Raw genomic sequence first — 22,244 nt, forward strand, 5'->3', positions numbered from 1 at the left:
TGATAAGATCCTATCTTTCGCTTGGGGCCATTGGGTTCGCGAGCGAAAGCCGAGCGGCCCAGGTGGCGGAATTGGTAGACGCACTAGTTTCAGGTACTAGCGCTGAGAGGCGTGGAGGTTCGAGTCCTCTCCTGGGCACCAAGCATAGCGAAGGCCAGCACGAAAGTGCTGGCCTTTTTGCTTGTCGGCACAGGCCCTCATGCGATCGGTCGGCAGGGCATGGGCGCTGCATGCCCATGAAAATTTTTCGCAGAATATTTTTTGAGCGTTAACTTCATGCTAAAGTCTATGGCTTCGCTGATGTTGAAAAACTTCAGCGACAGGCCCAGGTGGCGGAATTGGTAGACGCACTAGTTTCAGGTACTAGCGCTGAGAGGCGTGGAGGTTCGAGTCCTCTCCTGGGCACCAAGCATGACGAAGGCCAGCACGAAAGTGCTGGCCTTTTGCATTGGTGCGTGCGGTCTTGCGGCATCACAAACCCCGGCCGCACGAGCCGCCGGGAACGACAGGCTCGGCGGCGCCTCGTGGACGTCGGATCACACCGAGAATTTCTTGGCCAAACCGTCGGGGCGGAGATTGTCGTAGTCCTCAAAGGGCTGGTGAATCCACGGGCTCGTGGCCAAGGCCTCGACGTAGTAGTCAGGCGTGTAGCTCGACACTGCCTTCGTCCAGATCACCGCCGAGCGCAACTCGGTGATGGCCGGAATGCCGCGTAAGCGCTCGACGACGGCCTTCAGCGTGACGCCGGAATCCGACAAGTCGTCGACCAGCAGAACCCGGCCCGCCAGCTCGCCCTTGGGCAGGGTGATGTACTTGGCCATGTCCAGACGACCCTGGATCGTGCCGGCATCGGCCCGGTAGGAACTGGTCGACATGATCGCCAGCGGCTTGTCGAAGACCCGCGACAACACGTCGCCGGGCCGCATGCCGCCGCGCGCCAGGCACAGGATCTGATCAAACTGCCAGCCCGAGTTGTGCACCTTGAGCGCGAGGCGCTCGATCAGCATGTGGTACTCGTCCCAGGACACGTACAGGTGCTTGCCATCATCGGTGAGCATGCGATCTCCAGACTTCAGTGGGGTGTGCAGATGGGCAGGCGGACCGCCTCAGCCCAGGTACGGGTGGCGCAGCAGAATGGTGTGATCCCGGTCCGGGCCAGTCGACACCATGTCGATCGGCGCACCGATGAAGTCTTGCACCCGCTCAAGATAGCGACGTGCGTTCAGCGGCAGGCGGCCCCACTCGGTGATGCCATACGTGCTGCCCTCCCATCCAGGGAAGCTCTCGTAAATCGGCTCGCAGGCCTCGATCTCGTCGGCATCCAGCGGAAGAATGTCCAACAGCTGCCCTGCCAGGCGATAGCCGGTGCAGACCTTGATCTCCTCCAGGCCATCCAGCACGTCCAGCTTGGTGATGCACAGGCCGGAGATGCCGTTGATGATGATCGACCGCTTGAGGGCCGCGGCGTCCAGCCAGCCGCAGCGGCGCGCGCGCCCGGTCACGGTGCCCCGCTCCTGACCGACCGTGGACAGGTGGTGACCCACCGTGCCGTCGGCCAGGATGTCCAGTTCAGTCGGAAACGGACCCGAGCCGACACGCGTGGTGTAGGCCTTGGTGATGCCCAGGATGTAGTGCAGCATGGCCGGCCCCACGCCGGAACCCGCCGCCGCATTGCCCGCCACGCAATTGCTGGACGTGACGAACGGATAGGTGCCGTGATCGATGTCGAGCAGCGTGCCCTGGGCACCCTCGAACAACAGGTTGGCCCCGGCCTTGTGGGCGCGGTGGATCATGTAGCCGACGTCGGCCATCATCGGCCGCAGCACCTCGGCCATCTTCATCGCCTGCTCGAAGATCGGCTCGAATGCGAGGGGCTGAGACTTCAGGTAACCCGCCAGGGCGAAGTTGTGCAGTTCGAGCAAGTCGCGCAGCTTGGCCGCGAAGCGCTCAGGGTGCTTGAGGTCCTGGACCCGCAGCGCCCGGCGGGCGACCTTGTCCTCGTAGGCCGGCCCGATCCCCTTGCCGGTGGTGCCGATCTTGCCCACCCCGCTGCTCTCGCGCAGCGCCTCGCGGGCCCGGTCGACCTCCACGTGGAACGGCAGGATCAGCGGGCACGATTCGCTGATGAACAGCCGCGAGCGCACCTCCAGGCCAATGCCTTCCAGCCGCTCGATCTCGGACAGCAGATGGGTCGGATCGACCACCACGCCGTTACCGATGTAGCAGGCCACGTCGTCGCGCATGATGCCCGACGGGATCAACTGCAGCGCCGTCTTGACCCCCTTGATCACCAACGTATGGCCGGCGTTGTGGCCGCCCTGAAACCGCACGACGCCTTGCGCGTGATCGGTCAGCCAGTCGACCACCTTGCCCTTGCCTTCGTCGCCCCACTGGGTTCCGACGACCACGACGTTGTGGCCGCGCACGATGTTGCCTTGTTGCATGGCGATGTGAATTGCAATTGATGTGATCGAAACGGCCGGCACGCTCACAGCGCGCGCATCAGCCATCGCCCGCCGACCTCGACCAACTCGCGGTCGCAGTCGAATTCCTGGGTTTCGTGCTCGTGGCCGGGCAGGATGCAGACCACCGTCTCGCCCTCGGCGCGCAGCCGCCGGATGGCGGCACGCAGCCCGGCATCCTCCCCCCAGGGGGCCCGAATGGCAGCACGGGGCGCCGCTGCCGCGGCGACCTCGGCCAGGCCCTTCAGGTCCAGGCTGAACCCCACGGCCGGGCGATTGCGCCCGAACACCGCGCCCACTTCGTCATAGCGTCCGCCACGCGCCAGCGCATCGGTCGAGCCGGCGCCATAGATCGCGAAGCGCACACCGCTGTAGTAGGCATAACCGCCCATGTCGGCCAGGTCGAAGCCCAGGCGAACCGCCGGATAGGCCTGACGCACATGCCCTGCCAACCAGGCCAGATCCTTCAAGGCGGCAACGATCGGCGCGCGCTGCGGCAGACGCCCGGCGGCCAGGTCCAACACCTCGTCGCCCCCGTACAGGTCCAGCAGTGCCGACAATCCGTCGCGGGTCTCGGGCAGGCACTGTCGCGCCAGGTCCCGCACGGCGCTGGCGTCCTTGGCGGTCAGCGCCGCCACCACATCGGTCAGCACCGATCCCTCGATGGACGCCCCGGCCAGCACGGAGCGCACGACCCGGGCATCGCCCAGGTCCAGGGTGATGTCGCGCACGCCGGCCGCCTGGAGTCCATCGAGCGCCAACTCCAGCACCTCGAGGTCGGCTTCCAGGCCCGCGTGACCGTAGATCTCCGCACCGAATTGCAGCGGCTCGCGCGTGGCCCGCAAGCCTGCAGGCCGGGTATGCAACACGGGGCCGCAATAACACAGCCGGGTCACGCCGGACCGGTTCAGCAGATGGGCATCGATGCGCGCCACCTGCGGCGTGGTGTCGGCTCGCACGCCCAGCGTCCGGCCACTCAGTTGATCGACCAGCTTGAACGTCTTGAGATCGAGTTCGCGGCCAGTGCCCGACAGGAGCGACTCGAGGTGCTCCAGCAAGGGCGGCATGACCAACTCAAAGCCGTAGCGGCGCGCCAGATCGAGCCACTGCCGGCGCGATTCCTCGATGCGTCGGGCCTCGGCGGGCAGGACATCGGCGATGTGCTCTGGCAACAGCCACGCAGAGGACATGAAAATGCGATGGGGTTAAAAACGGCATTGTACCCGCGGGCAACGACGGCCGGCAGCGGCGTGGCCCGGACATCACCGGGATTCAGCGCTGAAAGAGGATCAGCAGGCAAAGTCCCAGCAGCATGCTGGACAGACCCAGAAAGCGAATCTGACCGTCGCTGAGTTGGGTCGCACGCAGAAACAGCTCGCGCCAGTTTTTCGGACTGACGAAGGGCAGCAGGCCCTCGATCACCAGCATCAGCGCCAGCGCTGACAACAAAAGCTCGCTCATCGCGCCACCGGTGTCGCAGGCGTCATTTCTTGCGCGGCGCCGCGGGTGCTGCACCACCTTGCATGGCCTGGAAGAATTCCGAACTGGGGTCGACCACCATCACGTCCGATTTGCTGCGGAAGCTGGCCCGATAGGCCTCCAGGCTGCGGTAGAACTTGGCGAACTGAGGGTCCCGCCCAAACGCGTCGGCGTACAGGGCCGAGGCCTTGGCATCGCCCTCACCCTTGATCTTCTGGGCATCGCGATAAGCCTCGGCAATGATCACCTCGCGCTGCCGGTCGGCATCGGCACGGATCTTTTCGCCGGACGCCTGCCCCTCGGAACGCAGCTCGTTGGCCACCTGCTTGCGCTCGGACTCCATGCGGCGATACACCGCGTCCGTGATGCTCGCGACGAAGTCCACCCGCTTGATCCGGACGTCCAGAATCTCGATCCCGAACGACTTGGCCTCGGCACTCAGGCGCGTGCGTACGTCCTTCATGATCTGATCCCGCTCGGTGGCCAGCACGCCGCCGACGGTGCGCTTGGTCACCTCTTCGTTGAACGCGGCCTGGACGATCGGGCTGAGCCTGGTTTCAAGGTTGCGGATGTCGGTGCCGTTGTTGCGAATGAACTGCCGCGGCTCGGTGATGCGCCACTTCACCAACCAGTCGATCACCAGACTCTTCTTCTCGGCAGTGAAGATCGGCCGCGACTCCGGGCTGTCCAGCGTCTGGATGCGTCGGTCCAGATAGACGACGTTCTGGAACGGCGCCGGCAGCTTGAACTTCAGCCCGGGTTCGCTGATGACCTCCTTGATCTCGCCCAACGAGTAGATCACCGCCACCTTGCGCTGATCGACCACGAACAGCGTCGACGAGGCCAGCAAAAGGGCGAGCAGCACGCCGCCCAGGATCAATGCGATTCGATTCATGTCTGACTCTTGTTCTTGCGCGGCTCAGCGGCCCTCGCGGTCTCGGCCGCGCGCATTGTCGCGGGAGCGCCCGTCCAGCGCCGGCAGGTCGGTGGTCGGCGCAGGTGCCGCCGGCGCCGGCACGGCCGCCGCGCCGGCCACCGCACCAGGGGCAGCGCCCGCGCTGGCCGACTGCTGCAGAAGCTTGTCCAGCGGCAGATAAAGCAGGTTCGATCCGTTGCGGGTGTCCGTCATCACCTTGGTGACGTTGCTGAACACCTCGCGCATGGTGTCGATGTAGAGCCTGTCATGGGTCACCCCGGGCGCCTTCTTGTATTCGGCATACACGGCGTTGAAGCGCTGCGCGTCGCCCTCGGCCTGGGCCACCACCCGGCTCTTGTAGCCCTGGGCCTCCTCGCGCAGACGCGCCGCCGTGCCCTGGGCCTTCGGGATCACATCGCTGGCATAAGCCTGACCTTCGTTCTTGAAGCGGTCGCGGTCTGCCCCCGCCTTGAACGCATCGTCGAACGCCGCCTGCACCTGCTCCGGCACCTGCACGTTCTGGAGGTTCACATTGACGACGACGACGCCGGCGTTGAGGCGATCGAGCTGCGCCTGGATCGACTTGACCAGATCGGCGGCGATCGCGTCGCGCTGTTCGTACAGCACCGAATCGACCTTGCTGCGGCCGACGATCTCCCGCACCGCCGACTCCGCAGCCTGAACCACCGCAGCCTCGGTGTTGGCGTTCTCGAACAGGAAGGCGCGCGCGTCCTTCAGCCGGTACTGGACCGTGAAACGGATGTCGACGATGTTCTCGTCCTGCGTCAGCATCGACGAATCGCGCAGTCCTGTCGCCTGGACCACGCTGCTGCCCCCAATTTCAACCGAGCGCAATTGGGTGACCGGCACGATCTCCTGCTGCTGGATCGGATACGGCAACCGGTACTGGATCCCGGCGTCCACCGTGCGGCTGTACTTGCCGAAGGTGGTGACCACCGCCTGAAACCCTTCCTGCACGATGAACACGCCGCTGCCCGCCCAGATCAGCAAGACCGCGCCGGCAATCAGGCCCACCCCGATGCCGGCGCCCTTCATGTCCGGTGCAGGCCCGCCGCCATCCTGACCCGAAGGCGGCGGCGGACTGCCCGGCTTGGCGCCGAAAAGTCCCGAGAGCTTGCGGTTGAAATCGCGCCAAAGCTCGTCCAGGTCCGGCGGGCCGTCGTTGCGACCGTTGCTCAACATCCGGCCGCCAACCGTGGCCCGGCGCAGGCCGGCGCCGATCAGCGCGGCCAAGGACGCGGATAAGGCCGCGAGCCGGCTCACCGGACCGGGTACCTCAGAGGGAAAATGTTGCATGGTCAAAGGCAGAAAGGAATCTTCGTTCGACAGCTCGGGGCGTCGGCCAACAGCTTCATGGTAACGGCGGGACAGGGCTGCCATCCGGCAGCGTCGCGACGGCGCCGTCCGTCGCGGCCACCTCGGGAGGGGCCGCAAATTCCGCCACCACCTGGCGCAGCACGTCCAAGCCCTCACCCGTCAGCGCGCTGACAAATACCCGAGGGACCCGCAGGTTGGGCCCCAGTTCGAGCTGGTCCCGCAACTCGCGAGGCCGCTGGCTGGCTTCCATGCGGTCGAGCTTGTTGTAGACCAGCACCTGCGGCACCGTATCGGCACCGATCTCGGCCAACACGCGCTCGACCTCGATGCGCTGCTCCATCATCAGCGGGCTGGACGCATCGATCACGTGCAGCAGCAGATCGGCATCGGCCGCCTCCTGCAGCGTCGCCCGGAAGGCCTCCACCAGCTTGTGAGGCAGATCGCGGATGAATCCCACCGTGTCGGACAGCGAGACCGACCGGCCGGCTTCGCCGAGATAGAGCGACCGCGTGGTGGTGTCCAGCGTGGCAAACAACTGGTCGGCGGCATAGGCGCGGGCCTTGACCAAGGCATTGAACAGGGTCGATTTGCCCGCATTGGTGTAACCCACCAGCGACACCCGGAAGGTGCCGCTGCGCTCGCGGGCCTTGCGCTGGGTGCCGCGCTGGCGCTTGACCTTTTCGAGGCGTTCTTTGACCGACTTGATGCGGTCGCCGATCATGCGTCGGTCGAGCTCGATCTGGGCTTCGCCCGGGCCGCCCCGATGCCCGACACCGCCGCGCTGGCGCTCCAGGTGGCTCCAGCGACGCACCAATCGGGTGGACAGGTATTGGAGTTGGGCCAACTCCACCTGGAGCTTGCCTTCATGGCTCTTGGCCCGCGCCGCGAAGATCTCCAGGATCAGCGCGGTACGGTCAGCCACCGGCACGCCGATGTGGCGCTCCAGATTGCGTTGCTGAGCGGGCGACAGCGCCTGATCGAAGATCACGCCGTGAGCCCCGTGGGCCTGCACCAGTAGCTTGATCTCGTCGGCCTTGCCCGAACCGACGAACAGAGCCGGATCCGGAGCGCGGCGCTTGGCGGTCACCCGGGCGACCGCCTCGTCGCCCGCGGACTCGGCCAGCAGCGCCAGTTCGTCCAAGGTCGGGTCGAACGACGAACCAGGGCCCAGGTCCACGCCCACCAGCACCGCACGGGCCCGCTCGTCCAGGGTCGGTGCTGCAGCGGTGCTCAAGACAGGACGAAGTGGAAGGAAAGAAGAAAGGGCGCCCACCTGACCGGTCGGCGCCAGGCGGCGGCGGTCAGTTGCCTTCGCCCGGTTCGGCGACGTGGAAGTTCACCGCCCGACCCGGCACGACCGTGGAAATGGCGTGCTTGTAGACCATCTGGGTGACGGTATTGCGCAGCAGCACCACGTACTGGTCGAAGGACTCGATATGGCCTTGCAGCTTGATGCCGTTGACCAGGTAGATCGAGACCGGGACATGCTCCTTGCGCAGCAGGTTCAGGAAGGGGTCTTGCAGGAGTTGCCCTTTGTTGCTCACGATATGCTCCGTGTTGGAAGAGGAGGAAAGCCATCACCTTAACACAGGGTTGGCCCGAATGAGACGCGCGGGGGGAATGCGCTCCAGGGGGTCAGCGTTCCTGGTCGGCGAACGGGTTCTGCGACAGCTTCATGTCGATGCGCAGCGGCGTGCCGACCAGCTTGAAATGCTCCCGGAATCGCCCTTCGAGGTAGCGCTTGTAGGCGGCCGACACGTGCTCCAGCGAATTGCCGTGGATCACGATGATGGGTGGATTCATTCCACCCTGGTGGGCGTAGCGCAGCTTGGGGCGGAAGGTTCCCGCCCGCTGGGGCTGCTGGTGTTCGACCGCCTCGTGCAGCAAGCGGGTCAGCACCGGCGTCGGCATCTTGCAGGTGGCCGATGCATGCGCGTCGCCAATCGCCTTCCACAGCGGGTCCAGCCCCTGGCGCTTGAGCGCCGATATGTTGACGATCGGCGCGAATTTCAGGAAGGCCAGGCGTTGTTCGATCGAGCGATCAAGCATCTGGCGTTGGTAGCTGTCGATCGCGTCCCACTTGTTGATCGCGATCACCACCGCCCGGCCCGACTCCAGCACGTAGCCGGCGATGTGGGCGTCCTGCTCGCTGACGCCCTGAGTGGCGTCGACCATCAGCACCACCACGTTGGCGTCGGCGATGGCCTGCAGGGTCTTGACCACCGAGAACTTCTCGATCGCCTCGAACACCTTGCCCTTGCGGCGCAGCCCGGCGGTGTCGATCAATTCGTAGCGCCGGCCCTGCCGCTCGAACGGCACATGGATGGCATCGCGCGTGGTGCCCGGCATGTCGAAGGCGATCAGGCGCTCCTCGCCCAGCCAGGTGTTGATCAGCGTCGACTTGCCGACATTCGGTCGGCCCGCCACCGCCAGCCGGATCGGCTTGTCGCCGGGATCCTGGTCGTCGTCCGGGTCTTCCGGGAAATCGGCCAGCGCCGCCTCCAGCAGGCTGCGGATGCCCTGCCCGTGCGCGGACGAAATCGGGTGCGGCTCGCCCAGACCCAGCTCGTGGAATTCGGCCAGCAGCGGCGACTCCTGCATGCCTTCGGCCTTGTTGACCGCCAGGATCACGTGCTTGTTGGCCTGGCGCAGGAAGCGACCGATGTCGGCATCCTGCCCGGACACGCCGCTGCGCACATCCGTGACGAAGATCACCACGTCGGCTTCGGCCACGGCCTGACGCGTCTGACGCGCCATTTCCTTGACGATGCCGGTCGTGCTGTCGGGCTCGAAACCGCCCGTGTCGATGACGATGAATTCGCGGCTCCCCAGGCGGCCGTCACCATAGTGCCGGTCGCGGGTCAGCCCGGCGAAATCGGCCACGATCGCATCGCGGCTCTTGGTCAACCGGTTGAACAGGGTCGACTTGCCCACGTTGGGGCGGCCGACAAGGGCGATGACAGGTTTCAAGCTCAGCCTTGGAAATCAGAACAGCCCGCCGTCACTTGGGACGGAAGGCATGCAAGCCGCCGCGGGCGGTGACCACCAGCAGCGTGGTGCCGGTCAGCGCCGGCTGGGCGACCACGCGCGCGCCGTCGGTCGGCAGGCGCAGCATCGGCTTGCCCGTCGTCCGGGCGAGGAAATGAACCTGGCCTTCGAAGTCGCCGAACACGACCGCCGGGCCATAGGCGGCCGGCGGACTCAGATCGCGGTTCAGCAAGAGGTCGCTGTTCCACACCAGCTCGCCATTCGACCGACGGCGTGCCGCGAGCCGGTCGCTGGCGTCGGCACTGAACAGGTAGTCGCCGTCGCCGCCGACGGCCTGGATGCCGCCGCCGTTCTGGCTCCAGACCAGCTTCGCGGTGGCCGCATTCACGCAGGCCACGGCATTCTGGAACGAGCGGACGCAGACGCTGTCGCCCTGTCGCGCCACCGGACCGACGAGGTCCGCCAGGCGCTCGACCTCGTTGGTGCCGCGCGGCGAAGTCACCGCCACATCCCAGCGCACCGTTCCGGCGGTCGGGTCCACGCCCAGCAGGCGCGTGCCCTGCCCGACCAGCAGCGTGTCGTGCCATGCCGCCAGCACGCCCGTCTGGGCCAGCAGCAGCGCGTCGCCAGGGCGCTTCAGCGTCCACAGGCGGTGACCGTCCTGGGCATCGAAAGCCTGCACGACGCGGTCGACGCCGACGACGAACACCCGTTCGCCCGCCACCAGCGGCGCGGTCACGACCCGGCTGCCCAGCGTGGTGCGCCAGATCACCTTGCCGCCGTCCAGCGTGACGAGTTCGTTCTTTCGCGTGACGACAGCGTCGTAGCGCCCGTCGCTGCCGACGCCGGCCGCGATGCGCTCGCCCACGTTGGCGCGCCAGATCTCGGCACCGGAAGCGGCGTTCAATGCGATCACCGTGCCGTCATCGGACGCCACGTCGAAGCGGTCGGGATGCACCGGCACCGCCAGCGCAAAGCTGACGTCGCCGATCCGCTTCGACCAGACCGGGTGAACGCTCAGCGCCGGCACCACGGTTTCCAGCTTGGCCGGCTTCGGCTTGTCCGCGGCGCAGGCCGCGAGCAACAGTGCCAAAGCTGCCAGCGCCGTCAGACCCAGGTGCCGCACGCCGGACCGGCCATGCCCCGCCGCGCTCACTGGGTCACCTCGGCGGCGGTCGCGGCCGGGCTCGGCGACAGGCCCAGCGTGTTCAGCTTGGCCTCGATCACGCGGCGGTAGTCGAGCTGCTCGTCCATCGCCTTCCAGGCGGCGAGCCAGGCCTTGCCGGCCTCGGCCTTCTTGCCTTGCGCCAGGAACACGTCGCCTCGGCGGTCCTCGGCCAACGCGGCGTCTTCGGGCGTCGTCACGGCATCCAGTTGCTTGAGCGCCGCAGCGTAGTCCTTCTTGTCCAGCAACACCCCGGCCAGCCGCAGGTGCGCCAGCGAACGATAGCTGTCGTCGGCAGCATGGTCGGCCACCCAGCCGAGGCTGGCCGATGCCGCGTCCGTCTGGCCCTTGGTCGCCTGCACGCGAGCCGCCAGCAGCCCGCCCTGGGCTGCATAGGTGGTCCGGCCGAACCGGTCCTTCAAATCATTGAAGATGCGCCCGGCGCGGTCGGCGTCCCCGGCCTGGGCCGACCGGTCCAGCTCCTCGAACATGGCCGCGGCACCCACCGCCTGCTTGCCCTGCCACCAATTCCAGCCGTTCCAGGCGGCAAAGCCGGCCAGAACCAGGGTCAACCCCCAGGTGATCAGGTTGCCGTACTGCTTCCAGAACAGCTTCAACTCGTCGAGTTGTTCCTGTTCTTGGAGATCGAGATTCGTTGCCATGGAGAACGGCCTGCCGCCAAGCAGGCAATTTGCTGTCGTGGGCCCGCGCAGGCGGCGGGCGGGAAAGGCGGGATTATGCGTCCCGCGCCGAGGTCTTCAGGCTGCCGGCCCAGTCGGCCGCGCGGGCCAGCGACTGGCGAACCTGCGCAGCTGCCGGGTCGCGCAGCGACTTGACGCTGAGCTGCCCGTCTGCAAGCTCGTCCGCCCCGAAGACCAGCGCGAACTGCGCGCCGCTGGCATCGGCCTTCTTGAACTGCGACTTGATGCTGCCGCCGCCGGCATGCATCTGCACCGCGACACCGGCCGTTCGCAGCACTTCCAGCGTGGCCAGCGCCTGCGGCAGCGCGGACGCATCGGGGATCACGGCATAGGCGTCGGGCGCCGCCGAAGGCACCGGCAAACCCAGCTCCTGGATCAGCAGCAGCAGCCGCTCGATGCCCAGACCGAACCCGATGGCGGGGGTGGGCTTGCCACCGAGTTGCTCGAACAGACCGTCGTAGCGGCCGCCGCCGCACACCGTGCCTTGCGAGCCCAGGTGATCGGTCACCCACTCGAACACGGTCAGGTTGTAGTAGTCCATGCCGCGCACCAGCCGCGGATTGACCCGGTAGGCCAGGCCTGCGGCATCCAGCGCCGCGCGCACGGCCGCCAGATGCGCCAGGCTCTCGGCGCCGAGAAAATCCATCAGCTGCGGCGCGGCCTCGATCAGGTCCTGCAGCGCCGGATTCTTGCTGTCCAGGATGCGCAGCGGGTTGCTGTGCAGGCGACGGCGGGCATCGTCATCGAGCTGGTCGCTCCGGGCTTCGAAGTACGCAATCAGCGCCGCTCGGTGCGCGGCGCGTTCGGCCGGCTGACCCAGGCTGTTGAGCTCCAGCCGGACATGCTTGCCCTCGATCAGGCCGAGCTCCTTCCACAGGCGGCGCACCAGCAGGATCTGCTCGGCATCGACGTCCGGCCCGGCAAAACCCAGGGCCTCGACATCGAGCTGATGGAACTGCCGGTAGCGACCCTTCTGCGGCCGCTCGTGGCGGAACATCGCCCCGAGCGTCCACAGGCGCAGCGGACCGTTGTACAGCGCGTTGTGCTCGACCATCGCCCGCACGATGCCGGCAGTGGCCTCGGGCCGCAACGTCAGGGAATCGCCGTTCATCGCATCGACGAAGGAGTACATCTCCTTTTCGACGATGTCGGTCACCTCGCCCAGCCCGCGCACGAAAAGCGGCGTGGGCTCGACGATCGGCGTCAGGATGTACTGGTAGCCGTAGCGCGCCAGCACCGAACGCACGCTGGTCTCGAACCACTGCCAGAGCGCGGAATCGGGGAGTTTGTCCTTGCGCGGGACGCCGCCCGGCAGGATGTCGTTCATGCCTTTGACGGCCTTGAGGGGTTCGGTCATGGTGTCACAGTCACGGCAGCGGCTCCGGGGCCGCCGCGGGTTGCCGGCGCCCAGTCAGGCGGCGGTCGCGCCGAAGCGCTTTTCGATGTAGCTCTCGACGAGCGCGTGGAACTCGGCGGCGATGTTGTCGCCCCGCAGCGTCAGCGCCTTTTCGCCGTCGATGAAGACCGGCGCGGCCGGCGCCTCGCCGGTCCCGGGCAGGCTGATGCCGATGTCGGCATGCTTGCTCTCTCCGGGGCCGTTGACGATGCAGCCCATCACGGCCACCTTCATCTGCTCCACGCCGGGATACTTGTCGCGCCAGACCGGCATCTGGGCGCGCAGGAAGTCGTCAATCTGCTTGGCCAGTTCCTGGAACGTGGTGCTGGTGGTGCGCCCGCACCCCGGGCACGCGGTGACGCTGGGATTGAAGCTGCGCAAGCCCAGCGACTGAAGGATTTCCAGCGCCACCACGACCTCCTGGGTGCGGGCCTCGCCGGGTTGCGGGGTCAGGGAGACGCGGATCGTGTCGCCGATGCCCTGCTGCAGCAGCAAGGACAGCGCCGTGGCCGACGCCACCGTGCCCTTGGTGCCCATGCCGGCCTCGGTCAGGCCGAGGTGCAATGCGTAATCGCAGCGCGCGGCCAGCGCCTGGTAGACCGACACCAGATCCTGCACCCCGCTGACCTTGCAGCTGATGATGATCTGGTTCGGGTCCATGCCGTATTCGCGCGCCTGCGCGGCGGACTGCAGCGCCGACTGCACCAGCGCCTGGTACATGACCTGCTTCGCGTCCCAGGGCTCGGTGCGGCGCGAGTTGTCGTCCATCATCTGAGCCAGCAGTTCCTGGTCCAGGCTGCCCCAGTTGACGCCGATGCGCACCGGCTTGTCGTAACGGCAGGCAATCTCGATCATCTGTCCGAACTGGCGGTCGCGCTTCTCGCCCTTGCCCACGTTGCCGGGGTTGATGCGGTACTTGGACAGCGCCTGGGCGCAGGCGGGATGCTCGCTGAGCAATCGGTGGCCGTTGTAGTGGAAATCGCCGATCAGCGGCACCGACACGCCCATGCGGTCGAGGTGGTCACGGATGTGCGGCACCGCGGCCGCGGCCTCGGGCGTGTTCACCGTGATGCGCACCATCTCGCTGCCCGCGATGGCCAGTTCCTTGACCTGGATCGCCGTCTCGATCACGTCGACGGTGTCGGTGTTGGTCATCGCCTGCACGCGGACCGGCGCGTCCCCGCCGACAGTCACCACCTGCCCGTCCCATGCAACGCGCGCCTGGCGGCTGCGGCGGGCCATCGGCAGCGCGGCGGCAATCGGATCGTCGGCAGCGCCGCTGGCAGAGAAGGTGTCTATCATGACGGAGTTACTTGAGTTCCAGGCGCGCGATGTTGTCGCGCGTATAAGGGGTCAGATCCAAGGGCTGGCCCTTGAAGCTGAGCGTCGTGCCCCCGGCGTTGCCAATCTTGACATGCAGCGGCAAGGCCCCGCCAAGGTCGATGGTTTCCCCCGGATGCAACGTTCGCGAGAGCAGGCTCTGACCACTGGCGTCCGTCACGTCAACCCAGGACTCGGACGCCGCCGCCACGCGCAGAAGATGAGCGGGAGCGGCAGCCATCGGTGCCGGGGTCGACGCAGGCACCGCGGCGACGCTTGCGTCCGCGACCGCGGGGGTGGCCACCGGGGCCACGTCGGTCGACGCACTCGACGCCGTCGCCTGCACCGCCGGCGCGACCACGGTCGCGGCCGCACCCGAGGCCTGCGCAGAGGCTGGCCCTGCGGTCGTCACCGCAACGCGGGCGCCGCCGGCAAATCCCCAGAGCCGCCAGCCCGCCGGTAGCCACCACATCGCGGCAGCGGCCACCAGCAGCAGACCCACGATGGTCAGGGCCCAGGGACCGATGCCCGGCAACGTCAAGATGTCATGGCGGGCGCCGCGCTCCCGAAAAGGCGTATTGAGCCCGGCGTGGACCTGATCCAGGGTGTGCTGGCCCGCCGTGGGCAGCCGGGCCAGGATCGGCCCCGGATCGATCTTCAGCGCGCGGCAAGCCGCCTGCGCCAACGCCCGGACAAAGGTCGGACCCTGCAGTTCGTCGTGGCGATCGGCTTCCAGCGCGTCCAGCTTGCGCTGGCTGACCTTCAGCATCGTTGCCAGGGCCGCGATATGCAGCCCCTGCGCCTGCCGGGCGGCACGCAGCATGGCCCCGGCGGTCTGCAGGGGCTGGGTGTCCGTCGACGGCTTGTCTTCACTCATCGAACTGGCCCTTTTCATACAGCAAGGCCTCGGGGGACTTCGGGAACCGCCGGATCAGTTGGCCGGCCAGTTCCTGCTCGGCCGCGCGCTGGCCTGACCGGTGTTCGATGCGCAGGGCCAGCCACAAGGTCTGGGCGCTGATCTGGTCGTTGTTGGCATTGACGCGCCGGATGTAGAAGCGCGCCCGCTCGTACTGACCCTGGCGGTACAGCACCTCGGACAGGTTGACGGCGGTGGTCGGGTCGGCAGGCGCCAGCTCGTAGGCCTTCGACAGCGTGTGCTCGGCGAGATCCCACTGCCGGTTGCGCGCCTGGCACACGCCTCGCGCCAGCAGCGTTCTCTGGGCTTCGCGGTAACCCGGCTGCGCCAGGGCCGCCGCGAAGCGCGCATCGGCCAGATCGAAACGCTTTTGCTGGCAAAGGAACCAGCCGTAGTTGTGCAGGGTGTCCGGATCGTTGGGGTTCAGTTGCAAGGCGCGCTGGAAGCTCTCTTCGGCCAGCTGATTGCGCCCCAGCGCCGCGTAGATCAGGCCGCGCAGGTTGTGGGCGGTCACCCGGTTCGGGTCGGCCGCCAGGGTTTGCTTGATTTCGTCGAGCGCGTTGTTGTTCTCGCCGCGGCCGAAATACAGGCCCGCCAGCTCCATGTGAATCTGAGCCCGCCGATCGGCGCTGGTCTGGTCCGAGGCCGTGGTGTCGTCGGGATGGGTCGAGCCGCCCGCCCCCGCCGTTCCGGCGCAGCCGGTCAGCGCCGACAGGCCGCCGAGCACCAGGCAGACGGCGAGCGCGTGCCGGACACGACATCCCAGCCCCCGGCGAGAAGAACAAGGTCCGTGCATGTAGGTCGCTCCGGGCTGCGCTCAGACAGCCGATAGGGGTTGATCGGGATCGGCCGGGACGATGCGAACCGGCGCACGCGTCATGCGTTGCACGACCCGGGTGCGATCCTGCACCTCGCCGGCGAGTTGCCCGCAGGCGGCGTCGATATCGTCACCTCGCGTCTTTCGCACGGTCGTCACCAGCCCCGCGTCTTGCAGCACCTTGGCAAAGCCCAGCACCCGCTCACGCGGCGACCGGTGCAACCCGGACGCGGGGAACGGATTGAACGGGATCAGGTTGATCTTGCACGGCACGCCATGCTCGCCCTGCACCAGATCCAGCAGACGCCGGGCATGGGCGTCGCTGTCGTTGACGCCGTCGAGCATGCAGTACTCGAAGGTGATGAAGTCGCGCGGCGCGGCCTGCAGGTAGCGGCGGCAGGCGGCCATCAACTCGTGCAACGGGTATTTGCGGTTCAGCGGCACCAGTTCGTCGCGCAACGCGTCATCGGGTGCATGCAAAGAGACGGCCAGCGCCACCGGGCAGTCGTCGCGCAGCCGGTCGATCATCGGCACCACGCCGGAGGTGGAGACCGTGACCCGCCGCCGCGACAGGCCATAGCCATGGTCGTCGAGCATCGCGCGCAACGCCGGCACCAGGGCCGCGTAGTTCTGCAGGGGCTCGCCCATGCCCATCATCACGACGTTGGAGATCACCCGCTCCGAAGGCTGGCCGTGGCGGGCCCGCAGAACGTGTTCTGCATGCCAAAGCTGTGCCAGGATCTCGCCCGTTGCGAGATTGCGCGAAAAACCCTGGTGCCCGGTGGAGCAGAAGCGGCAGCCGACGGCGCAGCCGGCCTGGGACGACACGCAGAGCGTGCCGCGATCGTCCTCGGGGATGAACACGGTTTCCACCGCATCGCCCGCACCGACGTCGAACAGCCACTTGATCGTGCCGTCGGTCGACACATGCTCGGAGATGACCGGCAGGCCCCGGATCTCGGCCGCCAGCGCCAGCTTGTCGCGCAGCGATTTCGCCAGGTCGGTCATCGCACCGAAATCCGACGCGCCGCGCTGATGGATCCAGCGAAACAATTGGGTGGCGCGGAAGCGCTTCTCTCCCAGGCCTTCGCAAAAGGCGCTCAGGCCGTTCAGATCGAAGTCGAGCAGGTTGACCTTGCTCATGCGCGCACCACCCCGTCGCCCTCAGCGGGCGTAGACGTTCATGCCCGGGAAGAAGAACGCGATCTCGGCGGCCGCGGTTTCCGCCGCGTCGGAGCCGTGCACCGCGTTGGCATCGATGCTGTCGGCGAAATCGGCGCGGATCGTGCCCTTCTCGGCCTTCTTCGGATCGGTGGCGCCCATCAGGTCACGGTTCTTGGCGATCGCGTTCTCGCCTTCCAGGCACTGGATCATGACCGGGCCGGAAATCATGAACTCCACCAGGTCCTTGAAGAACGGGCGTGCCTTGTGCACTGCGTAGAACTGCTCGGCATCGGCACGCGACAGGTGCACCAGCTTGGCAGCGGCGATCTTCAGGCCGGCGCCTTCGAAGCGCGAGTAGATCTGGCCGATCACGTTCTTGGCGACGGCATCGGGTTTGATGATGGAGAGAGTACGTTCGATGGCCATGTTGGCTTCCTTGTAGAAAGTGTCGCCCCGACCCGCGGAGCGGTGAATGCAAAGCTTGTGATTTTAGCGCCCTGGCAGGTGCCGCCGGCCTCGCCCGGCGCCAAGTGACGCGCCCCTCGGCCCGCAGCCGGTGGCAGCCGCGGCGAGGCCCTCGCCTCAGCGCCCGCCCCGGCGGCCTCCGCCACCGCCACGCCCCTGGGACTTGCGGGTGAATGCGTTGGCGCCGATGTAGCCGACCGAGGTCTGCATCGGATCGGGCTGGGCCGCATTGCCGCCGCCGCCCTTGTGCGGCTTGCCTGCCTTGCCGCCACGTCCACCGCCACCGCCGCCGCCGCCACCGAACCCGCGGTCTCCCTGGACGAAACGCTTGTCGTAGGTTTGCTGCAAGGGGTTGGGAATCGGGCCATTCTCGTAGTCGGCCTCGCGCGACACGGCCCGTTCGCGCTGGATGGCGCGCTTGTCGAAGGTCTGCTGGAGCGGGTTGGGGATGCGGGTCGGATCGCCCGGCTCGCGCCATTCCATGCCCGAGCGATCCTCGCGTGGCGCGCGGGCGGATTCGTTCTGGGGTTTGCGGGGCTTTTGACCGCGGTCGCCTCGCTCGTTGTCCCGACGCGGCTCACCCGGACGATCCTGTCGCTCGCCGCCACGATTCGGCGCCCCCCCTTGGCGAGGGCCCTGGTCACCACGTTGCGGCGCCGGGGCGCGCGCGTCGCGCCGCCCGTCGCCAGCGCCCTTGGCCCGCGGCACCTGCTGGGCGTCGGTCAGCCGGCGCAAGGCTTTCACGTCGTCCTCGCCCAGGTCGACCCAGGCACCTCGCTTGAGTCCGCGCGGCAGCACCACGCAGCCGTAGCGGATCCGGATCAGGCGGCTGACGGTCAGGCCAACCGCATCGAACAGGCGCCGAACCTCGCGGTTGCGGCCCTCGGCGATGACCACCCGGTACCAGCGGTTGACGCCCTCGCCGCCACCGTCCTCGATCGCCTTGAACGCCGCGGCCTGGCCGTCGATCACGACGCCGGCCAGCAACTGCTCGCGCGCCGGCTTTTCCAGCGTGCCCAGGACACGCACCGCGTATTCGCGTTCGATGCCGAAGCGCGGATGCATCAGCTTGTTGGCCAGATCACCGGAATTGGTGAACAGCAACAGGCCCTCGGTGTTGATGTCCAGGCGACCGACCGACTGCCACTTGCCCTGCCCCAGGCGGGGCAACTTGCGGAACACCGTGGGGCGTTGTTGCGGATCGTCCAGCGTCACCACCTCGCCGACCGGCTTGTGGTACGCGATGACGCGCGGCGGCGGCGGTGCGATCCGCACCCGGACCGGCTTGCCGTCAATGGCGATGCGGTCGCCGAACGAGATGCGCATTCCCACGTGGGCCACCTCGTCGTTCACGCTGACCCGGCCCTCCTCGATCATCTGCTCCATGTCACGGCGCGAACCGACCCCGGACTGGGCGAGCACCTTGTGCAGCTTCGGCGCATCGCTGTCCGGCGCCAGCACCCGTTTGTCATCGAGCACTTCGGCGTCGTTCCCGGTGGCCGGCGCACCGGCCACCGCCTCGACCTCGTCGGCCGCGGCCTCCTCGCCTGCCGGGTCGGCGTCGAACTCGCCCGCCATCACGCTGGCGAACAGGGCGCCGGTGTCGGGCGCCGGCACTGCCGGCGTCGGCGCAACATCGGGCGCGACGCTCTCGTCGACCGCCACATCCCCGTCGCCTCGCGCGCTGCCGCGACGGCCGCGCCGCCGGTTGCGCCCGCGACGCCCATCGCCCTGGCCCGGCCCAGCCTCGGCCCCTTGATCGGGTCGATCGGGTCGGTTCGGCGACGACGTCGACACGGCGGCACTGTCGTCAGCAGCGGGATGCTGCGGTGGACTCTGCACAGCGGCAGAAGCCGCCCCGGCGTTCATCTCGGCCAAGGCCGGAGAAGCCTCCCGGGATGATTCGACCGCCTGCGGCACGGGCTCCTGCGTCCGTTCACCCCCGTCGCCCGCTTCGGACGCCTTGACGCGCGGCTTGCGGGGCGCCCGAGCCGCTTTGGCGGGCACCGCCTCGCCGGCGTCAGCGCCCGGGCTGGCGGCGTCCGGACCGGCCGCCTCGGGCGCCGCCTTGCGTGTGCGCGTCCGCTTGACGGGTGCGGCGGCCTCGGCGGGCGCGCCGTCCGGATGTTCTGGGGAATCGTTGACGTCGGTGTTCATACGTTGGGCAGGTTCGTCGGCACGGCGGCCGCAGGCATGATCCCGGGCTCGGGGGCCACGAGGGGTGACAAGGTCGGTTCCGTCGAGCCAAGCGCCGACGGAGGAGAGGATTCGCTGCCCACGGGCTCCGGCAGCGTGACGAGGTCGGGCGCCGACTCGCGTGGCGGCTCGGATGATTCGTCGTCGTCCGAATCCAGGGGCAGCGGCGCCTGCCCGCTCAGCAGGTCGGTCTGCTCGGACGCCAGCGCCGACAGCATCTCGGCCGGCCCCGCGCTGTCGAGCACCGGCAGGCGATCCAGGCTGGGCAAGCCAAGGTCGTCGAGGAACTGGCGCGTCGTTGCATACAGCGAAGGCCGCCCGGGCCCATCGCGATGGCCGATGGCCTCGATCCAGTTTCGGTCTTCGAGCTGCTTGATGATCTGACTCGACACGACCACGCCGCGAATATCTTCGATGTCGCCCCGGGTCACCGGCTGCCGGTAGGCAATGATGGCCAAGGTTTCCATCACCGCCCGCGAATAACGCGGCGGCTTCTCGGGATTGAGCCGATCCAGATATTCGCGCATCTCCGGCCGGCTCTGAAAGCGCCAGCCCGTGGCCAGCGCCACCAGTTCAACGCCCTTGCCTTGCCAATCGCGACCGATGTCATCCAGCAGTTGGCGCAGGGTATCGGTTCCGACCTGGTCGTCGAACAGAACCCTCATGTCGCGCAGCGGCAAGGGCTGGGTGGCGCAGATGAGCGCGGTCTCTAGAACGCGCTTGGCATTCTGTGTATTCATGGACAACGTGTCGCAAAGCCGCCCAGGTCATGGCAGCGGCCAAATTCAGCAGGCCCGACAGGGGCACGGCACGCATGACGAAGGTCGATGCGCCGACCATGCGCTGGCCCGGGCGAAAAACCTCAGGGTGGTCTCTGGTTCCGTTGCGGGATCTGCCCGGCACGCTGCCTGCGGCCGGAACGGGAACTGCCCTGCGGCGTACTTCCCGTGGCTTGGCCGGCTCACCCGGCGAAGCGATACCCATCAAGGGCCGGCCTTCCGGCCTGGTGTGGCATTGTAGACCGGTTCGCGCAACGCCGGTGAAACGCGGCGCGGCTCGTCACAGGGACACCACAGCGCGCCAGGCCGACGCGAAATCCGGCGGCGGCTCGGCATGAAACAGCATCGGTTGCCGGCTGACCGGATGCTGCAGGCCCAGTTCAGTAGCATGCAGGGCCTGGCGCACCATGCCCAGCGCCTGCGCGCCACCGTACAAGGCATCGGCGACCAGCGGATGGCCGCGAGCGGCAAGATGGACGCGGATCTGGTGCGTACGCCCGGTATGGAGCGCACACCGAACGGCACTGATACCGTCACGAAACGCGACCCGCTCGACATCGGTCCGCGCGGGCTTGCCGGACGGCGTGACGGCCATGCGAATCCGAACGGTCGGGTCCCGGCCCACCGGCGCATCGACGCTGAACGGAGCCGCACCGACGTCGCCATGCACCAAGGCCAGATAGCGGCGGCGTACGTCGCGCGCCGCGATGTCGCACACCAGCGCGGTCACCGCCGCCAAGCTGCGCCCCACCACCATCAGGCCAGAGGTGTCCTTGTCGAGTCGGTGGACGATGCCGGCCCGCGGCAGGGCGGCCGCGCGGCGATCATGCGCCAGCAGGCCATTGAGCAAGGTGCCGGACCAGTTGCCGGCGGCCGGATGCACCACCAGCCCGGCGGGCTTGTTGACCACCAGCATGTGCTCGTCCTCGTAGACCAGATCCAGCGCCATCGCCTGCGGCAGGAACGCGCGGCTTTCGGCGGTGGGCACCAGCGTGACGACCAAACGCTGTCCGGCACGCACCTTGCGCGAGGCCGTCACCGCCGCCTGGCCATCGAGTTGAACCTGGCCTTGCTCCACCAGGCCTTGCAGGTGGTTGCGCGAAAACTCGGGCGCCACGCCGGTCAAGGCCTTGTCGAGCCGAAGCCCGTGCTCGCCCAGCGTCACGACGTGCTCGCGCTTCTCGTAGTCGGGTTCGAGATCGCCGCCATCCGACAGCGCGCCGACGGCCGGGGCCAGCGGATCGACCAAAGGGGAGCCCCCCATATAATCCTTCGATTGATGCAGACCCTGCGTGAAGCCGAACGCCGGCGGCGCCCCTTGCGACACATGACCACAACTTCTCATTCGCGCCTTGCGGCGCGGGCTTTCGCGGTTTTCGCCCTCGCGATCCTGGCCGCGTGCAGTTCGACGCCCAAGGCCGACGATCCGAAGGTGTCCGCCGAGAAATTGTATGCAGATGCCAAGGATGACCTCAGCTCGGGCAACTGGGACAACGCGGTCAAGTCCCTCGAACGGGTCGAAGGGCGTGCCGCCGGCACCCTGCTGGCTCAGCAGGCGCAGTTGGACAAGGCCTACGCCTACTGGAAGAGCGGCGAGAAGGCGCAGGCCCTGTCGACGCTGGATCGCTTCATCAAGGTCAACCCGTCCAGCCCGGGCTTCGACTACGCGCTGTACCTGCGCGGCGTGGTGAATTTCAACGACAACCTGGGTCTGTTCGGCTACCTGTCCGGGCAAAGCCTGTCGGAACGCGACCAGCAGGCGTCGCGGGACGCCTACCAGTCGTTCAAGCAGTTGGTGGAACAGTACCCGGATTCGAAGTACGCGCCGGACGCCCGCGTGCGCATGGACTACATCGTCAATGCGCTGGCGGAGTACGAGGTCCACGTGGCGCGCTACTACCTGCGCCGCGGCGCCTACGTGGCGGCTGCCAACCGCGCCCAGCATGCCGTCCAGGGCTACCCGCAGACGCCTGCCAGTGAAGAAGCGCTCTTCATCATGGCCCAGGCCTACGACAAGCTGGGCCTGGTCCCGCTGCGCGACGACGCCGAACGCGTGCTGAAGCTCAACTTCCCCCACAGCCGCTTCCTGGCCAACGGGCTGCAGCGACGCGCCAAGCCCTGGTGGCAGCTGTGGTGATGACG

At 67.6% G+C, this 22,244-nt stretch carries 21 protein-coding genes and 2 tRNA genes; 3 read left to right on the forward strand and 20 right to left on the reverse strand.

From position 1 onward, the window contains the following. Positions 1-56 precede the first annotated feature (56 nt). A tRNA-Leu gene (locus tag AC0N04_RS14795) sits at positions 57-141 on the forward strand. Positions 142-323: 182 nt separating this feature from the next. Beyond that, a tRNA-Leu gene (locus AC0N04_RS14800) sits at positions 324-408 on the forward strand. A 128-nt stretch (positions 409-536) separates the two neighbouring features. On the opposite strand, the gene AC0N04_RS14805 is transcribed toward AC0N04_RS14800, so the two are convergent. The 20 genes from AC0N04_RS14805 to AC0N04_RS14900 form a co-directional block, all read right to left on the reverse strand. Next, positions 537-1,058, reverse strand: a complete 522-nt coding sequence (locus AC0N04_RS14805; protein ID WP_474282967.1) for a phosphoribosyltransferase — start codon at positions 1,056-1,058, stop codon at positions 537-539. A gap of 48 nt (positions 1,059-1,106) precedes the next feature. After that, the gene (locus AC0N04_RS14810; RefSeq protein WP_474282969.1) at positions 1,107-2,444 is read right to left on the reverse strand and encodes an adenylosuccinate synthase; all 1,338 of its coding nucleotides are present in this window, start codon (positions 2,442-2,444) and stop codon (positions 1,107-1,109) included. A 44-nt stretch (positions 2,445-2,488) separates the two neighbouring features. Continuing rightward, a complete protein-coding gene (locus AC0N04_RS14815; protein ID WP_474282971.1) occupies positions 2,489-3,652 on the reverse strand; it encodes an ATP phosphoribosyltransferase regulatory subunit in 1,164 nt (387 codons plus the stop codon). Positions 3,653-3,734: 82 nt separating this feature from the next. Next, the gene (locus tag AC0N04_RS14820; RefSeq protein WP_474282973.1) at positions 3,735-3,923 is read right to left on the reverse strand and encodes a DUF2065 domain-containing protein; all 189 of its coding nucleotides are present in this window, start codon (positions 3,921-3,923) and stop codon (positions 3,735-3,737) included. A gap of 22 nt (positions 3,924-3,945) precedes the next feature. Then, a complete protein-coding gene (hflC, locus tag AC0N04_RS14825; RefSeq protein ID WP_474282975.1) occupies positions 3,946-4,836 on the reverse strand; it encodes a protease modulator HflC in 891 nt (296 codons plus the stop codon). A gap of 24 nt (positions 4,837-4,860) precedes the next feature. Then, on the reverse strand, positions 4,861-6,060 hold the full coding sequence (hflK, locus tag AC0N04_RS14830; RefSeq protein ID WP_474283079.1) for an FtsH protease activity modulator HflK: 1,200 nt from the start codon (positions 6,058-6,060) through the stop codon (positions 4,861-4,863). A 169-nt stretch (positions 6,061-6,229) separates the two neighbouring features. After that, positions 6,230-7,429 carry a GTPase HflX gene (hflX, locus tag AC0N04_RS14835; RefSeq protein ID WP_474282977.1) on the reverse strand — a complete coding sequence of 400 codons (1,200 nt, stop codon included), beginning with the start codon at positions 7,427-7,429 and terminating at the stop codon, positions 6,230-6,232. A gap of 67 nt (positions 7,430-7,496) precedes the next feature. Next, positions 7,497-7,739, reverse strand: coding sequence for an RNA chaperone Hfq (hfq, locus tag AC0N04_RS14840; RefSeq protein ID WP_474282979.1), 243 nt, complete (start codon positions 7,737-7,739; stop codon positions 7,497-7,499). Positions 7,740-7,830: 91 nt separating this feature from the next. After that, positions 7,831-9,165 (reverse strand): ribosome biogenesis GTPase Der, encoded by a 1,335-nt coding sequence (der, locus tag AC0N04_RS14845; RefSeq protein WP_474282981.1) that lies wholly within the window; start codon positions 9,163-9,165, stop codon positions 7,831-7,833. A 31-nt stretch (positions 9,166-9,196) separates the two neighbouring features. Continuing rightward, positions 9,197-10,339: an outer membrane protein assembly factor BamB gene (gene bamB, locus AC0N04_RS14850; protein WP_474282983.1), complete on the reverse strand. Its 1,143-nt coding sequence runs from the start codon at positions 10,337-10,339 to the stop codon at positions 9,197-9,199. Beyond that, positions 10,336-11,010, reverse strand: a complete 675-nt coding sequence (locus tag AC0N04_RS14855; RefSeq protein ID WP_474282985.1) for a YfgM family protein — start codon at positions 11,008-11,010, stop codon at positions 10,336-10,338. The genes bamB and AC0N04_RS14855 overlap by 4 nt, the downstream gene beginning before the upstream one ends. 73 nt (positions 11,011-11,083) lie before the next feature. Continuing rightward, positions 11,084-12,406, reverse strand: a complete 1,323-nt coding sequence (gene hisS, locus AC0N04_RS14860; RefSeq protein ID WP_474282987.1) for a histidine--tRNA ligase — start codon at positions 12,404-12,406, stop codon at positions 11,084-11,086. A gap of 54 nt (positions 12,407-12,460) precedes the next feature. Next, a complete protein-coding gene (gene ispG, locus AC0N04_RS14865) occupies positions 12,461-13,747 on the reverse strand; it encodes a flavodoxin-dependent (E)-4-hydroxy-3-methylbut-2-enyl-diphosphate synthase (protein ID WP_474282989.1) in 1,287 nt (428 codons plus the stop codon). Between the two features lie 7 nt (positions 13,748-13,754). After that, entirely contained in the window at positions 13,755-14,642 is an 888-nt protein-coding gene (locus AC0N04_RS14870) for a helix-turn-helix domain-containing protein (RefSeq protein WP_474282991.1), read from the reverse strand. Then, the gene (gene pilW, locus AC0N04_RS14875; RefSeq protein WP_474282993.1) at positions 14,635-15,477 is read right to left on the reverse strand and encodes a type IV pilus biogenesis/stability protein PilW; all 843 of its coding nucleotides are present in this window, start codon (positions 15,475-15,477) and stop codon (positions 14,635-14,637) included. The genes AC0N04_RS14870 and pilW overlap by 8 nt, the downstream gene beginning before the upstream one ends. Positions 15,478-15,498: 21 nt before the next feature. Then, on the reverse strand, positions 15,499-16,641 hold the full coding sequence (gene rlmN, locus AC0N04_RS14880) for a dual-specificity RNA methyltransferase RlmN (protein ID WP_474282995.1): 1,143 nt from the start codon (positions 16,639-16,641) through the stop codon (positions 15,499-15,501). A 21-nt stretch (positions 16,642-16,662) separates the two neighbouring features. Beyond that, entirely contained in the window at positions 16,663-17,088 is a 426-nt protein-coding gene (gene ndk, locus AC0N04_RS14885; protein WP_474282997.1) for a nucleoside-diphosphate kinase, read from the reverse strand. A gap of 156 nt (positions 17,089-17,244) precedes the next feature. Continuing rightward, complete coding sequence (locus AC0N04_RS14890; RefSeq protein WP_474283080.1) at positions 17,245-18,996, reverse strand: pseudouridine synthase; 1,752 nt, start codon at positions 18,994-18,996, stop codon at positions 17,245-17,247. A gap of 284 nt (positions 18,997-19,280) precedes the next feature. Beyond that, positions 19,281-20,063 (reverse strand): SMC-Scp complex subunit ScpB, encoded by a 783-nt coding sequence (gene scpB / locus AC0N04_RS14895; protein ID WP_474283081.1) that lies wholly within the window; start codon positions 20,061-20,063, stop codon positions 19,281-19,283. A gap of 319 nt (positions 20,064-20,382) precedes the next feature. Further along, on the reverse strand, positions 20,383-21,366 hold the full coding sequence (locus AC0N04_RS14900) for an RluA family pseudouridine synthase (RefSeq protein ID WP_474282999.1): 984 nt from the start codon (positions 21,364-21,366) through the stop codon (positions 20,383-20,385). Positions 21,367-21,429: 63 nt separating this feature from the next. Between AC0N04_RS14900 and AC0N04_RS14905 the strand changes: the two genes are divergently transcribed. Continuing rightward, the gene (locus tag AC0N04_RS14905) at positions 21,430-22,239 is read left to right on the forward strand and encodes an outer membrane protein assembly factor BamD (protein WP_474283001.1); all 810 of its coding nucleotides are present in this window, start codon (positions 21,430-21,432) and stop codon (positions 22,237-22,239) included. The last annotated feature ends 5 nt before the right edge of the window (positions 22,240-22,244 follow it).

This window comes from Ideonella sp. sgz306126, assembly GCF_056032705.1.

Coding starts and splice junctions, on each gene's coding strand:
- AC0N04_RS14805 (WP_474282967.1), bottom strand. CDS start 1,058: ATGCTCACCGATGATGGCAAGCACCTGTACGTGTCCTGGGACGAGTAC.
- AC0N04_RS14810 (WP_474282969.1), bottom strand. CDS start 2,444: ATGCAACAAGGCAACATCGTGCGCGGCCACAACGTCGTGGTCGTCGGA.
- AC0N04_RS14815 (WP_474282971.1), bottom strand. CDS start 3,652: ATGTCCTCTGCGTGGCTGTTGCCAGAGCACATCGCCGATGTCCTGCCC.
- AC0N04_RS14820 (WP_474282973.1), bottom strand. CDS start 3,923: ATGAGCGAGCTTTTGTTGTCAGCGCTGGCGCTGATGCTGGTGATCGAG.
- hflC (WP_474282975.1), bottom strand. CDS start 4,836: ATGAATCGAATCGCATTGATCCTGGGCGGCGTGCTGCTCGCCCTTTTG.
- hflK (WP_474283079.1), bottom strand. CDS start 6,060: ATGTTGAGCAACGGTCGCAACGACGGCCCGCCGGACCTGGACGAGCTT.
- AC0N04_RS14855 (WP_474282985.1), bottom strand. CDS start 11,010: ATGGCAACGAATCTCGATCTCCAAGAACAGGAACAACTCGACGAGTTG.
- hisS (WP_474282987.1), bottom strand. CDS start 12,406: ATGACCGAACCCCTCAAGGCCGTCAAAGGCATGAACGACATCCTGCCG.
- ispG (WP_474282989.1), bottom strand. CDS start 13,747: ATGATAGACACCTTCTCTGCCAGCGGCGCTGCCGACGATCCGATTGCC.
- AC0N04_RS14870 (WP_474282991.1), bottom strand. CDS start 14,642: ATGAGTGAAGACAAGCCGTCGACGGACACCCAGCCCCTGCAGACCGCC.
- pilW (WP_474282993.1), bottom strand. CDS start 15,477: ATGCACGGACCTTGTTCTTCTCGCCGGGGGCTGGGATGTCGTGTCCGG.
- rlmN (WP_474282995.1), bottom strand. CDS start 16,641: ATGAGCAAGGTCAACCTGCTCGACTTCGATCTGAACGGCCTGAGCGCC.
- ndk (WP_474282997.1), bottom strand. CDS start 17,088: ATGGCCATCGAACGTACTCTCTCCATCATCAAACCCGATGCCGTCGCC.
- AC0N04_RS14890 (WP_474283080.1), bottom strand. CDS start 18,996: ATGAACGCCGGGGCGGCTTCTGCCGCTGTGCAGAGTCCACCGCAGCAT.
- scpB (WP_474283081.1), bottom strand. CDS start 20,063: ATGAATACACAGAATGCCAAGCGCGTTCTAGAGACCGCGCTCATCTGC.
- AC0N04_RS14900 (WP_474282999.1), bottom strand. CDS start 21,366: ATGGGGGGCTCCCCTTTGGTCGATCCGCTGGCCCCGGCCGTCGGCGCG.
- AC0N04_RS14905 (WP_474283001.1), top strand. CDS start 21,430: ATGACCACAACTTCTCATTCGCGCCTTGCGGCGCGGGCTTTCGCGGTT.